Raw genomic sequence first — 13,093 nt, 5'->3', positions numbered from 1 at the left:
CGTTGTCAAATCTCCACTCCCCACCCAGTAATTCGACCTGCGGCCGTTACATCTTCGGCCTGGTGCCGCTTCTGCTGATCAGCCTGGCAGCTCTGTGGTCACCTGCCCTGGCCCAATCCCAATTGCTTGAGTCCGTGAAGCAAAACCCGGCGCGGGCGAAGGCGCTTTGCAGCCAGTTTCAGGGCTTCAACGCCCAGGGGCTCTCCGCTACATCCAGCTCGGCCGTGAGCCAGATCGCCCGCCAAGAAAACCTCAGTCCCATGGATTCTGAGGTTCTTATCACCTATGTGATTGGGCTTTATTGCCCCGATGTGCGCTGAGTGAGCAGCCCGGCGCCAAACCTTTTGCAGGTTCGACGGCGAGACGAGGCCATGGATTGCCGGGATGGCACCCAGCTGATCAGCCGAGTCTGGCAACCAGCCGACCAAGGATCATGGCCGGTGCTGCTGATGCGACAGCCCTACGGCCGAGCGATCGCCTCAACTATTACCTATGCCCATCCCAGCTGGTACGCAGCCCATGGCTTTCTGGTAGTTGTTCAGGATGTGCGCGGTCAAGGTGCTTCCCAAGGGACGTTCCAAGGATTCGAGCAGGAGTTATCCGATGGGGCAGACACCATCCGCTGGGTTCGCAACCTTGAAGGCAGTAACGGAAGAGTCGGTTGCTATGGATTTTCATACCAAGGCCTGACCCAACTGCTAAGCGACGATCCAGCGGCCCTGCCCGACTGCCTGGCACCGGCTATGGCTGGTTTGGACGAGCGCGGTGACTGGGCCTGCGAGGGAGGAGCCCACTGGTGGGCCCTAGGCATCGGCTGGGGACTGCAATTGGCAGCCCTTCGCTGCAAGAAACTTGGGGACGATGCCGGCTGGCAAGAGATTCGCCGCAGCATCGACTCGGGCGACTTTCTGTCTGAAGGCTTTGACCTGCTCAAGCGCCATGACCCCCAAGGCATGGCCTGCCGCTGGCTGCAGCTGCCGGCAAGCGAGGCCCCTAGGTGGGTTAGCCACCAACCAGTCGCAGCTCTATTGCAGCGCCCGATGCTGCTGATCGGTGGCTGGTACGACCCCCATCTGCGCGGCATCTTGAACCTCTTTGCACTTGCTAGCGCTGCAGGTGGCTCGCCGCTGCTCCGCATTGGTGCCTATACCCACCTCGACTGGAACGGCGGCCTTGATCGGTTGCAACTGGCCTTCTTTCAGCACCATCTTCAGGATCAAGCCGCTCCAGAACAACTCAGCGCTGCCGTTCTTGTAGAAAAAGCCCCCCTTACAAACGGCAAGAACTCAAGCCTCCATTGGCGGCCCCCCAATTCAGACAGCAGCAACCTGAGCTGGGGGCTACGCAGTCGTGGCCTGGCCACAATCGACGTGGAGGAGGGCGAATTGCTGCTCGATCAATTTGGCAGCGGCGAGGTCGCCCTAGTGCATGATCCCTGGCGACCAGTTCCAGGCCGGGGCGGCCACCTTGGCCTCGATCCAGGCCCGTGTGAACGCGGCGACCTGGACCGCCGTAGTGATGTCATCTGCTTCAGCAGTTCACCACTAAGCACGCACCTGGAGCTTGAGGGACGGCCCCTATTGACCATTTCTGTGCGGGCCGACCAACCCAGCTTTGACCTTTGTGCAGCTCTCTCGGTGATTGATCCCCAGGGAAGGGTGCTCCAACTGAGCACGGGTGTGGCCAGGACGCAGCAGCTAGCAGGCGAAAAAAAGCTGCTGCGAGTTCAATTGCAGCCCCTGCTAGCTGAGCTCTGCCCCGGGGAACGGTTGCGACTCTCCCTAGCGGGAGCGGCCTGGCCGCAGATTGCCGTAAACCCCGGAGATGGCCTCGAGACCTTCGGGCCTACCGGCCCGCACCATCGAGTCATCACGCTGGAGCTTGAACTGGCTGATTCCCAATTGCAGCTGCTGCCCCTCTTGGGCGGCAAATTTGGGGCACACTGATCCAAATGTTTGTTTTTGCGATGTCGCTGCGCCACCTGCGCTTTGTTCAACAGCCCCAGGCCCTCAGCCGCATGGCTCTCGGCATGCTTGCGCTGGCCACCGGCCTGAGCATCACCATGGCCGCAGCGCCAGGAACATCAGGCAGTGCGGCTTTGGCCCAGAGCCAGAGCGGTGGTGTGGATCGTCCAGCCCTCAGCGTCGAAGCCGCCCGCGATGCAGCCAATCGGATTTTGGCAGCAGTTAAAAGCCGCGATCCCAACCTGCGCTACAGCCAATTCTCAGAGGAACTCAAGGCGGTTAGCAGCCCTTCGATGGTGGCGGAGACAATGCGCACCCAACCGAAACTGTTGAGCTGGACCCTGCTCAGCGTGCAAGGGGGTTTGCGCAACACCACCGTTGAGGCCAGCATCACCACAACCATGGGCAAGCGAGAGCTGTTCATAGTGCTCAACCCCGAAGGCAAGCTCGCTGGTTACCACCTGGATGTAACCGATGAGGCACCGAGCGTGGTTGCCAAAAGATTTGTCACCGCCCTAACCAGTGGCCAGTTCATCTCAGCACGTAGCTTTTTGAGCCTGTCACTGCAGAAGGAGATCTCCGCAAGCAGCCTGCAGGTGCGCTGGCAGCAGCTGCAACGTCAAACCGGCGAATTTGTACGGATCCGCAAAGTTGTAGTGGCCGAGGGCGGCGGCGACCAGCGCCTTGTACTGGTAAATACCGATTTCAATCGTCTTAGCGATTCCCTCTTTGTGATCCTTAATGCCAACAACGAAATAATCGGCATCGACTTTCCCAGCGATCCAATCACCCCCAAGCCGGTGCGCTGAGCCCCGAGCCGCCTAAGCTCGCCTTCCGATCGCTGCTGGTACATGTCCTTGCTCACCCTTAACTGGATGGCGGACGATTGCCAGCGGCTGGCTGAATGCCGGCACGACCACCCGTTTGCGGTGCTGGGGCCCCAGCCCCTCGAATCGGGCGGATGGGTGCTACGCGTCTGGATGCCTGAGGCAGAGCGTGTTGAGCTGCTGATCGATGGCCAATCGCTGCCGATGGCCACTCCGAATCACCCATGGATTTTCGAAGCAGCTTGGGGCAGTGATCCCGGTACCGCTTACCAAGTGCGGGTAAACCGCGGCGGCATCGAACACGTGCAGCCCGATCCCTGGTCGTTTCGCCATGAATGGATGGGCGAACTAGACCGCCTGTTGTTTGCAGAGGGCAACCACCACCACATATGGCGCCGTATGGGTGCCCACGTGGTGGAGCACAACGGCGTCAAGGGCGTTCAGTTCTGCCTCTGGGCCCCCAATGCCCGCAGCGTGGCGGTGCTGGGCAATTTCAACGGCTGGGATGGCCGCCACCATCCGATGCAGGCAAGGGTGGGTGGATCCTGGGAGCTATTCATTCCCGGGCTTAAGCCAGGTGAGATCTACAAATACGAAGTAAGAGCTCAAAACGGGCACTGCTATCAAAAAGCAGACCCCTATGGCTTCCGCCATGAGATTCGTCCCAACAATGGCTCGATCGTTGAGTCCCTTGCGGGGCACCAATGGCAAGACTCGAGCTGGATGCAGGAGCGGGATAGCCGCAACCCCCTCGACCAGCCGGTGTCTGTGTATGAAATGCATCTGGGCAGCTGGATGCACGGCGCTGCCGACCAGCCCTACATCGAAGCTGACGGCACACCGCGCCCGCCGGTGCCTGCAGCCGATCTCAAACCCGGCGCTCGCCTGCTCACCTATCCGGAGCTAGCTGATCGGGTCATCCCCTACGTGAAAGCCCGCGGCTTTACCCACATCGAGCTGATGCCCATCTCGGAGCATCCCTTCGATGGTTCCTGGGGCTACCAGGTCACGGGCTGGTACGCCCCCACCAGCCGCTTTGGCACACCGGATGAATTCCGCGCCTTCGTGGATCGCTGCCACGCCGAAGGCATTGGCGTGATCCTCGACTGGGTGCCAGGCCACTTCCCCAAAGATGCCCACGGCCTGGCCTTCTTTGATGGCGCCCATCTTTATGAGCATGCCGATCCGCGCATCGGCGAGCATAAGGAATGGGGCACCCTAATCTTCAACTACAGCCGCAACGAAGTGCGCAACTTCCTTGTGGCAAACCTTGTTTATTGGTTTGAGGAGTTCCACATCGACGGCATCCGCGTAGATGCGGTGGCCTCCATGCTTTACCGCGACTACCTGCGCCCAGATGGTGAATGGTTGCCAAATGACCATGGCGGTCGTGAAAACACCGAGGCAGTCACTTTCCTGCAACAGGCCAACCACGTGCTGTTCGAGCACTTTCCTGGAGCACTCTCGATCGCCGAGGAATCCACCACCTGGCCCATGGTTACCCAGCCCACCAATATTGGCGGCCTCGGTTTCAACCTCAAATGGAACATGGGTTGGATGCACGACATGCTCGATTACTTCGAGCTAGATCCCTGGTTCCGCCAGTTCCATCAGAACAACGTCACCTTCTCAATCTGGTACGCCTTCACCGAGAACTTCATGCTGGCGTTAAGCCACGACGAAGTGGTGCATGGCAAGAGCAACCTCTTGCATAAAATGCCTGGTGAAGACTGGCAAAAATTTGCCAACGTGCGGGCACTGCTGGCATACATGTGGACCCATCCCGGCAAGAAAACCATCTTCATGGGGATGGAATTTGGCCAGAGGGCTGAGTGGAATGTATGGGGCGACCTGCAGTGGGAGCTGCTGCAGCACGACTCTCACCAGGGGCTACAGCGTCTCGTCGACGATCTCAACGTCTTCTACAAATCGGAGCGGGCTCTCTGGGGCGACGACTTCAGCGAATTCGGCTTCCAGTGGATCGATTGCAACGACAATCGCCACTCGATCATCAGCTTCATGCGGCGTGAAAGTGCCACGGGCAAGTGGATTGTGGTGGTGGCCAACTTCACTCCCCAGAGCCATTCCCACTACCGAGTTGGAGTACCGCTGGAAGGCTTCTATGAGGAAGCCTTCAACACAGATTCTGAGCGCTACGGCGGCAGCAACCTTGGCAACCTGGGCGGCAAATTCACCGACCAGTGGGGCATCCATGGCTATGAGCAATCTCTGGATCTCTGCCTACCACCCCTTTCAGTGCTGGTGTTCCGTCGCGATGAAAAGCGCAGCCAGCAGTTGGATAAAGACACCTGTGACGAAGCCACCGGTTCCGGGGCCCTGCTCGGGTAAGTTCTCGCTTCGCTCTGCTTGCAACCATGACCGAAACCGCCCCCCTGCTGCTGCGCGCCGCCCGAGGTGAGCAGGTGGAGCGGCCCCCGGTTTGGATGATGCGCCAGGCCGGGCGCTACATGAAGGTGTATCGCGACCTACGCGACCGCCATCCCGGTTTCCGCGAGCGCTCAGAAAACCCAGATCTCTCCTACGAGATCTCCATGCAGCCCTTCCACGCCTTCAAGCCCGACGGCGTGATCCTCTTTTCAGACATCCTCACGCCCCTACCGGGCATGGGGATCAACTTCGACATCATTGAGAGCCAGGGGCCCCTGATCCAGGACCCAATCCGCAACCTTGCCCAAGTAGAGGCTTTGCGAGCCTTGGAGCCGGCCGAGAGCATGCCGTTTGTGGGTGAAGTGCTCACCCGTTTAAGTCAATCGGTTGGCAATGAAGCTGCTGTACTCGGCTTCGTGGGTGCCCCCTGGACCCTGGCCGCCTATGTGGTGGAGGGCAAAAGCAGCAAGAACTACGCCGTGATCAAGGCGATGGCTTTCAAAGAGCCGGAGCTGCTGCACAAGCTCCTAGACCACTTCGCCGAGTCAATTGCCACCTACCTGCGCTACCAGATCGATTCCGGCGCCCAGGTGGTGCAGATGTTCGATTCCTGGGCCGGCCAGCTCAGCCCCATGGATTACGACAGCTTCGCGGCGCCTTACCAGAAGAAAGTGGTGGATCTGGTTAAGCAAACCCACCCCGATACCCCCTTCATCCTCTACATCTCCGGCAGCGCCGGCGTACTTGAGCGCATGGCACGCACCGGGGTAGACATCATTTCTCTCGACTGGACCGTGGACATGGCCGAGGGCCTGGCCCGCCTACCCGAGCACATTGGCGTGCAAGGCAACGTGGATCCCGGATTGCTATTCGGCACCCCAGCGGCCATACAGGCCCGCATCGACGACACCGTGCGCAAAGCCCGCGGCCGCAAGCACATTCTCAACCTGGGCCACGGCATCCTGCCGGGCACTCCAGAAGAAAACGGCCGTGCCTTCTTTGAAGCCGGCAAGAGTGTGATGGAGCGCATCGGAGCGGCGGCTTGAGCAGCCCCGCGGGAGGATCCCGACCCCAGCGGATCCTGATCACAGGGGCTAGTGGCTGCGTTGGCCAATACATCACCGAGCAGCTCTATCGCCACAGCGATGCGGAGTTGCTGCTCCTGCTCCGTGATCCAACCAAGCTCACGGTTGTTTCAGCAGCTGATCCTCGGGTCACCCTGCTGGTCGGTGACCTGCGGGAGCTAACGCCCCATGCCGGTGCAATCGCCACCGCTACTCGCATCATCCACACGGCCACCGCCTGGGGCGATCCCCTAAGAGCCCAGCAGGTGAACGTGGACGCGGTCAAGCAGCTGCTGGCTTTCACCAGCCCTGTATGGCTGGAGCAGGTGATCTACTTCTCCACCGCCTCAATTCTGGATCGGCAGTTGCAGCTGCTGCCCGAGGCAGCGGAATTTGGCACGGAATACATCCAAACCAAGGCCCTCTGTCTGCAGCAACTGGAGGCCCACCCCCTAGCCGCCAAAATTGTGGCCGTATTTCCCACCCTGGTATTTGGGGGTCAGGTGGGTCCGGGCGACCGCCATCCCACCAGCTATCTCACCGCCGGGATTAAGGAGGCAACCCGCTGGTTGTGGCTTGCTAAGTGGCTGCGCACCGAAGCCAGCTTCCACTTCATCCACGCCGCCGACATAGCCCTGGTGTGCGCCCATTTGGCCACCCAGCCCCATCAACCCAATCCGGAACCAAACCAGGGAGCTCTGCGGCGCCTGGTGCTCGGCCAGGCGCCGATCAGCGTCAATGACACCGTGGCCCAGCTCTGCCGTTGGCGCCGCAGCTGGCAGCCATCCTTTGGGATCGACCTGCAAGGCTGGTTAATCGAAGCCCTGATCAAACTGCTACGCATTGAAGTCAATGCCTGGGATCGCTTCTCAATTCGCCAGCGCCACTTCGTGCACGAGCCGGTGAGCCCACCAGAACGCTTTGGCCTGGTGAGCTATGCACCAACGCTCCAAGCGGTGTTCGAAACCGCTGGCCTGCCGCACAGATGAGCAAGCACAGGCATGGTTGGCTGGTCGGGAGGCTGCTGCTGGGCTGCCTCGTGTTCACGATGCTGCTGGGCAACGACGAAGGCTTTCTGGTGTTCCAACCCGAACAGCTGACGATCAACGCCGGCGACACAGTGAGCTTTGAAGTGCGGGGGCTCGGCCCCCACAACTTGATCGTGGCAGGCCATCCCGAATGGAGCCATGAACCCCTCAGCTTCGCTTTGGGCGAAAGCTGGGAGCAAAAATTTGATATGCCCGGCCGCTACGCGATCTGGTGTGAGCCCCATCGGGCAGCAGGGATGACCGCTGAAATCAACGTCTTGGCACCTAGCTGATCCCACCTCACAGCCAACTTTGTGGCAATTGTTTCGAACCTGGTTGCCAGAGGTCACATCAGCCCCGTTCACGCCTTAATTTTGTCGAGTTGCCCATGCTTTTAAGCGCCCCCCATGCGCCGTCTCTTCTCTCTGATCGCTCTCTGCCTAGCGCTCGTGCTGGGTGCTGCTCCTAGCTTCGCTGCCGATGTGGCCCATGGCGGCCAGATCTTTTCCGCCAACTGCGCCGCTTGCCACATGGGTGGTGGCAACGTTGTTAACGCCGAGCGCACCCTTAAGCAGGATGCCCTAACGGCCTACCTGGCCAACTACAGCGAAGGCCACGAAGCTGCCATTGCTTACCAGGTAACCAACGGCAAGAACGCCATGCCTGCCTTCGGTGGCAAGCTCAGCGAAGGTGACATCGCTGATGTCGCTGCCTACGTCGAAGACATGTCTTCTAAGGGCTGGGCCTGATCTAAGGGCTGGTCTTCCGGGGCCGGTGTTCCTGGGCTGGTCTTCCTGACTCAATTATCCAATTAGTCCTTCAGCAAACCCCGGCCAAGGTCGGGGTTTTTTGTTGGCCTCCGTAGCTGAGCGAAAATCCGGGAAAAACTCTGCCCGGATCTCAGTTCTGGCCTCGGCGGGCAGCCAGCACGGCCAGATAAAGCTCCTCCGGAACCTCGCGGATGTCGTATTCGCTGGGAAGTACACCGTGCACATAGCGATGCACGGCCAGCCAGCAGTTGCGCTCCGAATCCCGACCAGTGCCATCAAACTCTCGGGACTCAGCAGCCAGTTGCTCAATTAAGGGGTCGTTCCAGATGTCGTTCACGGCAGCGATCCCCCATGCGGGGGGCCAGAGTGGGAGCAGTCTGAACTAGTGCATCGGCATGGCAGCCCATACCCCATCGCCCCAGGCCCAACTGCTGCTTGGACTCGCCATCGCCGGGGGTGGGCTGCTGGGCAGCTTCAACGGCCAGGCTCAGGCTCAGGCCTTGCCTAAGCCCTCCTGTCCCCTAGTGGTGCCCGCCAGCCAGAAACTGCTCCAGCCCAGGCGGATCCAAGCCAATCAAGTGCAGGCAAAGAACGCGATGGGCTGCCTCTCCCCCGCCGACGCGATGTATGGAGCGGATGGCTGTCCGCTGCGCATGTGCGGCGCCGATGCTGGTGTGATTCAGCTCCCGAAGAACTAGGCCCACCAGCTCGGGGGAGGACCGAATCAATCCGGTCGGTTCTCCTCGCTGCTGAATTGTGACAACGGACATACGTTTAATCCAGCAGCTCAAACGAGGCAAGTGGCCATGCATCCCACCGCCGAACTTTTCACCGAAAAAGCCTGGGCCTCCGTGGTGGCGGCCCAGCAACTGGCGCAGCAGCGGCGTCAGCAGCAGATGGAAAGCGAGCATCTGCTCGCCGCCCTACTAAGCCAGCAGGGCTTGGCCGGCCGCATTCTGGAAAAGGCCGGCGTGGATGTGGGCACCCTTAGTCAGAAGGTGGAAGCCTGGATCCTTGCTCAGCCAAGCCTTAGTGCCGCTCCAGACAACGTCTATCTGGGCAAGGGACTCAATACCGTTCTTGACCAGGCTGAGGAGCTCAAACAGTCCTACGGCGACAGCTATATCGCGATTGAGCACCTACTTCTGGCGCTAGCGATAGACGACCGCTGCGGTAAGCAATTGCTATCTCAAGCGGGCACAAACACCAACCAGCTCAAAGAAGCCGTACAGGCCATCCGCGGATCCCAAAACGTGACCGATCAGAACCCAGAAGGCACCTACGAATCCCTGGAGAAATACGGCCGGGATCTCACGGCCGCAGCCCGCGAGGGCAAGCTCGATCCGGTGATTGGCCGCGATGAGGAGATCCGCCGCACGATCCAGATCCTCAGTCGCCGCAGCAAGAACAACCCAGTGCTGATCGGCGAGCCCGGTGTGGGCAAAACGGCGATCGTGGAGGGGCTGGCCCAGCGGATCGTCAATGGCGATGTGCCCCAGGCTCTGCAGAACCGCCAGCTCGTGTCGCTCGATATGGGCGCCCTAATCGCTGGCGCCAAATACCGCGGTGAATTTGAGGAGCGGCTCAAGGCCGTGCTCAAGGAGGTCACCGCCTCGGAGGGGCAGATCGTGCTGTTCATCGACGAGATCCACACGGTGGTGGGGGCCGGCGCCAGCGGCGGCGCCATGGATGCCAGCAACCTGCTCAAGCCGATGCTGGCCCGGGGCGAACTGCGCTGCATCGGCGCCACCACCCTCGACGAGCATCGACAGCACATCGAGAAGGATCCGGCCCTGGAACGCCGCTTCCAGCAGGTGTTCGTGGATCAACCCACGGTGGAGGACACAATCTCAATCCTGCGCGGCCTGAAAGAGCGCTACGAGGTGCACCACGGCGTGCGCATCGCCGACAACGCCCTGGTAGCAGCGGCCGTGCTCTCCAGCCGTTACATCGCCGATCGCTTCTTGCCAGACAAGGCCATCGATCTGATGGATGAATCGGCCGCCCGCCTAAAGATGGAGATCACCTCCAAGCCGGAGCAGATCGACGAGCTCGATCGCCGCATCCTGCAGCTGGAGATGGAAAAGCTGTCTCTGGGGCGCGAATCCGACCCCGCCAGCAAGGATCGGCTGGAGCGACTGGAGAAAGAGCTTGCCGATCTCAGCGAACAGCAGAGCACCCTCAATGCCCAATGGCAGGCAGAAAAGAGCTCGATTGATGAGCTTGGCGCGATCAAGGAGGAGATTGAGCAGGTGCAGCTGCAGGTGGAGCAGGCCAAGCGCAACTACGACCTCAACAAGGCCGCCGAGCTCGAATACGGCACCCTGGCCGAGCTGCACAAGAAACTGGCGGCCAAAGAAGAGGCGCTTAATGCCAGCGGCAGCGATAAAACCATGCTGCGTGAAGAGGTCACCGAAGACGACATCGCCGAGGTGATCGCCAAATGGACCGGCATCCCCGTGGCCAAGTTGGTGCAGAGCGAGATGGCGAAGCTGCTGCACCTGGAGGAGGAGCTGCACACCCGGGTGATCGGTCAAGCCCAGGCGGTCACAGCTGTAGCCGATGCAATTCAGCGATCAAGGGCAGGCCTGAGCGATCCCAACCGGCCAATTGCCAGCTTCCTGTTCCTTGGCCCCACGGGTGTGGGCAAAACCGAGCTCTCCAAGGCCCTGGCAGCCCAGCTGTTTGATTCCGAGGAGTCGATGGTGCGCATCGACATGAGCGAATACATGGAGAAACACGCGGTGAGCCGGCTGATCGGGGCACCTCCTGGCTACGTGGGCTACGAAGAGGGCGGCCAACTCACCGAAGCGGTGCGGCGCCGGCCCTACGCGGTGATCCTGTTCGACGAGGTGGAAAAGGCCCACCCGGATGTGTTCAACGTGATGCTGCAGATCCTCGATGACGGCCGCGTCACCGATGGCCAGGGCCGCACGGTGGACTTCACCAACACGGTGCTAATCCTCACCAGCAACATCGGCAGCGCCTCGATCCTGGATCTGGCAGGTGATCCAGCCCGCCACGGCGAAATGGAAGCCCGGGTGAATGAGGCCCTCAGAGGTCACTTCCGGCCTGAATTCCTCAATCGGCTTGATGAATCGATCATCTTCCACAGCCTCAAGCAGGAGGAATTGCGCGAGATCGTGGAGCTGCAGGTGCAGCGGCTGGCCAGGCGGCTGGAGGACAAAAAACTGGGACTGCAACTCAATGCTGATGCCCTCGACTGGCTGGCCGGTGTGGGCTACGACCCGGTGTATGGAGCCCGGCCGCTCAAGCGGGCCATCCAAAGGGAGCTGGAAACCCCTTTAGCCAAGGGAATCCTGGCCGGGACGTTCACCAGCGGCCACACCATCACGGTGGATGTTGCAACCGAAGGCGAGGCACGCCAGCTGCGCTTCCAGCAAAGCGATCCGGCCAAGCTACCGGTGCTGGTGTAGGTCATTGTAAAAGCACGTACGAAAAGCTGCTGCGGGCCCGGTCCACCAGGTCCGTCAGCTGCTCAGGAGGAGCGGGCTCCAGCTCTGTAGCCGCCACTGCACGGTAATGATCTGCCACCAACCAGGCGCTGGTGCGGGGATCGCCAGCAAAGCGGGGGATTAAGTGGAGGTGCAAATGGGGCGCACCCTCGCCAAAAGCAATCGCATAAACCCTGTCGCAGCCGGTTTGCTCCTTGAGCAGAGCGCTGGCGTAGCGCACAGCAAGCCCCCAGGAAGCTGCCTCCTGGTCGTTGAAATCAGCGGGGCCCGCTACATGACGGAGACTATCTAGGAGCAGCCAACCAACCAGGGGGGCGGGGTCGGGATGGTGGCGCAACAGCCAAAGCGAACCGCGACCGATTTCATAGGCTCCCCGCGCTGCGGGATCGTCATGGATTCTGCAGATAGGACAGGGGGTGCTGCTCATGGATCTAACCAAACAAACGGAGTCCTAAGAACCCAATAGGTGCAGTGTCAGCAGCCGCTCGCTGCCCCTTCTGCGGTGCTCCCACAGATAAACAGCCTGCCAGGTGCCAAGTAACAGACGGCCAGCCTCAAAAGAAAGGCTGAGCTGACTGGTGGTGAGGGCCGTACGAATGTGAGCCGGCATGTCGTCGGAGCCTTCATCAGCGTGTACGTATGGGCGCAGTTCACCACGGCCGCTGACCGGACGTATGCCCTCCTCGGGCACGAGGGCTCGCAGGTAGCTGGAAAGGTCGCGCAGTACGCGGGGGTCGGCGTTTTCGTTGATAGTGAGGCTGCATGAGGTGTGCAGACAAACCAAGTTGAGCAGCCCTTGCTCCATGCCACTGGAGGCCAAGGCTGCATTAAGACGGCCAGTGAGGTCGGTAAAGCCCTCGCCTAGGGTCACCACCCGCAGGGTCTCGAGGCTTTGGCGAAGCATACAGATGGATATGTTTCAGATCATCCATAGCATGCTCCCTAAGATAGGGTTGATACTTATCCAGTGCCCCGAAGGGCTGCCATGCGCATATTTCTTTCCTTGTTGATCGTTTTACCTGGCCTGGCAGGTACCGCCCCAGCCGCCCAAGCCCAGCGCCAAGTCTCGAAAATAGGCGACATCTGTCCCATGGGGTACGTAGACATGCTGAACGGCAAGTGCAGCACCTTGGGTCTGATGACATACACGGTGCAACCCACCAATGGCAAGGCCTGCGCTGAAGGGTGGATGAACGTAGGCGGAAACTACTGCCGCAAAAAGTGAATTCTTCTAGCCACAAACACTTCAAGGCAGCCAATTGCCCGGCTCTTACCCTTCTCTATGACGGGGGTTGCCCCCTATGCCTGCGGGAGGTGGAGCTACTTGGCCGCAAAGACAGGCAGCGCCATGGGGAGCAGCTGAAACTCGCTTTCGTGGACATCGATCAGCCCGAATACAACCCAGATAGCTACGCCAGCATCAGCTATAGAGAAGCTATGGGGCGCATCCCCCCCAGTTTCAGGAAAGTTGTCACCCCCTAATCAGTACACCCGGGGGCTTGAGGACATGACCAATGCGTCGTTACAGCGAGGCCGTCAAAGCTGATGTGAGAAGGCGGATGAGCCCACCGCACAG

At 60.4% G+C, this 13,093-nt stretch carries 15 protein-coding genes; 12 read left to right on the top strand and 3 right to left on the bottom strand.

Going from position 1 to position 13,093, the window contains the following annotated elements; genetic code table 11:
• Nucleotides 1–2 precede the first annotated feature (2 nt).
• The 8 genes from KBZ22_RS00100 (at nt 3) to KBZ22_RS00065 (ending at nt 8,020) form a co-directional block, all read left to right on the top strand.
• Entirely contained in the window at nt 3–320 is a 318-nt protein-coding gene (locus tag KBZ22_RS00100; protein ID WP_315858583.1) for a hypothetical protein, read from the top strand.
• A 51-nt stretch (nt 321–371) separates the two neighbouring features.
• Nucleotides 372–1,946 (top strand): CocE/NonD family hydrolase, encoded by a 1,575-nt coding sequence (locus tag KBZ22_RS00095; protein WP_255020559.1) that lies wholly within the window; start codon nt 372–374, stop codon nt 1,944–1,946.
• A gap of 20 nt (nt 1,947–1,966) precedes the next feature.
• Nucleotides 1,967–2,773 carry a DUF3887 domain-containing protein gene (locus tag KBZ22_RS00090; RefSeq protein WP_255020558.1) on the top strand — a complete coding sequence of 269 codons (807 nt, stop codon included), beginning with the start codon at nt 1,967–1,969 and terminating at the stop codon, nt 2,771–2,773.
• Nucleotides 2,774–2,815: 42 nt separating this feature from the next.
• Nucleotides 2,816–5,140: a 1,4-alpha-glucan branching protein GlgB gene (glgB, locus tag KBZ22_RS00085; RefSeq protein WP_255020557.1), complete on the top strand. Its 2,325-nt coding sequence runs from the start codon at nt 2,816–2,818 to the stop codon at nt 5,138–5,140.
• A gap of 26 nt (nt 5,141–5,166) precedes the next feature.
• The gene (gene hemE, locus KBZ22_RS00080; RefSeq protein WP_254941226.1) at nt 5,167–6,225 is read left to right on the top strand and encodes a uroporphyrinogen decarboxylase; all 1,059 of its coding nucleotides are present in this window, start codon (nt 5,167–5,169) and stop codon (nt 6,223–6,225) included.
• Nucleotides 6,222–7,232 carry an NAD(P)-dependent oxidoreductase gene (locus KBZ22_RS00075; RefSeq protein WP_255020556.1) on the top strand — a complete coding sequence of 337 codons (1,011 nt, stop codon included), beginning with the start codon at nt 6,222–6,224 and terminating at the stop codon, nt 7,230–7,232. Before hemE ends, KBZ22_RS00075 begins: the two co-directional genes overlap by 4 nt.
• Nucleotides 7,229–7,564: a plastocyanin/azurin family copper-binding protein gene (locus KBZ22_RS00070; protein WP_254941224.1), complete on the top strand. Its 336-nt coding sequence runs from the start codon at nt 7,229–7,231 to the stop codon at nt 7,562–7,564. Before KBZ22_RS00075 ends, KBZ22_RS00070 begins: the two co-directional genes overlap by 4 nt.
• A 114-nt stretch (nt 7,565–7,678) precedes the next feature.
• The gene (locus KBZ22_RS00065) at nt 7,679–8,020 is read left to right on the top strand and encodes a c-type cytochrome (protein WP_106501929.1); all 342 of its coding nucleotides are present in this window, start codon (nt 7,679–7,681) and stop codon (nt 8,018–8,020) included.
• 151 nt (nt 8,021–8,171) lie between these two features.
• Here KBZ22_RS00065 and KBZ22_RS00060 read toward each other — a convergent pair whose 3' ends face one another.
• Nucleotides 8,172–8,378 carry a hypothetical protein gene (locus tag KBZ22_RS00060; protein ID WP_255020555.1) on the bottom strand — a complete coding sequence of 69 codons (207 nt, stop codon included), beginning with the start codon at nt 8,376–8,378 and terminating at the stop codon, nt 8,172–8,174.
• Between the two features lie 58 nt (nt 8,379–8,436).
• Here KBZ22_RS00060 and KBZ22_RS00055 point away from each other — a divergent pair, with 58 nt between their 5' ends.
• Nucleotides 8,437–8,739, top strand: a complete 303-nt coding sequence (locus KBZ22_RS00055) for a hypothetical protein (RefSeq protein ID WP_255020553.1) — start codon at nt 8,437–8,439, stop codon at nt 8,737–8,739.
• 108 nt (nt 8,740–8,847) lie between these two features.
• Nucleotides 8,848–11,478 (top strand): ATP-dependent chaperone ClpB, encoded by a 2,631-nt coding sequence (gene clpB / locus KBZ22_RS00050; protein WP_255020922.1) that lies wholly within the window; start codon nt 8,848–8,850, stop codon nt 11,476–11,478.
• A gap of 1 nt (nt 11,479) precedes the next feature.
• On the opposite strand, the gene KBZ22_RS00045 is transcribed toward clpB, so the two are convergent.
• On the bottom strand, nt 11,480–11,944 hold the full coding sequence (locus tag KBZ22_RS00045) for an HIT family protein (protein WP_255020552.1): 465 nt from the start codon (nt 11,942–11,944) through the stop codon (nt 11,480–11,482).
• Nucleotides 11,945–11,968: 24 nt separating this feature from the next.
• Nucleotides 11,969–12,421 carry a secondary thiamine-phosphate synthase enzyme YjbQ gene (locus KBZ22_RS00040; protein WP_255020551.1) on the bottom strand — a complete coding sequence of 151 codons (453 nt, stop codon included), beginning with the start codon at nt 12,419–12,421 and terminating at the stop codon, nt 11,969–11,971.
• Between the two features lie 81 nt (nt 12,422–12,502).
• Here KBZ22_RS00040 and KBZ22_RS00035 point away from each other — a divergent pair, with 81 nt between their 5' ends.
• The gene (locus KBZ22_RS00035; protein WP_255020550.1) at nt 12,503–12,742 is read left to right on the top strand and encodes a hypothetical protein; all 240 of its coding nucleotides are present in this window, start codon (nt 12,503–12,505) and stop codon (nt 12,740–12,742) included.
• Nucleotides 12,739–12,999, top strand: a complete 261-nt coding sequence (locus tag KBZ22_RS00030; RefSeq protein ID WP_315858582.1) for a DCC1-like thiol-disulfide oxidoreductase family protein — start codon at nt 12,739–12,741, stop codon at nt 12,997–12,999. The genes KBZ22_RS00035 and KBZ22_RS00030 overlap by 4 nt, the downstream gene beginning before the upstream one ends.
• Nucleotides 13,000–13,093: the final 94 nt, after the last annotated feature.

The sequence above is a fragment of the Cyanobium sp. L1E-Cus genome (assembly GCF_024345755.1).
Lineage (GTDB): Bacteria > Cyanobacteriota > Cyanobacteriia > PCC-6307 > Cyanobiaceae > Cyanobium_A > Cyanobium_A usitatum.
The sequence above is the reverse complement of the archived record's forward strand: the minus strand, read 5'-3'. Positions and strand labels throughout refer to the sequence as shown.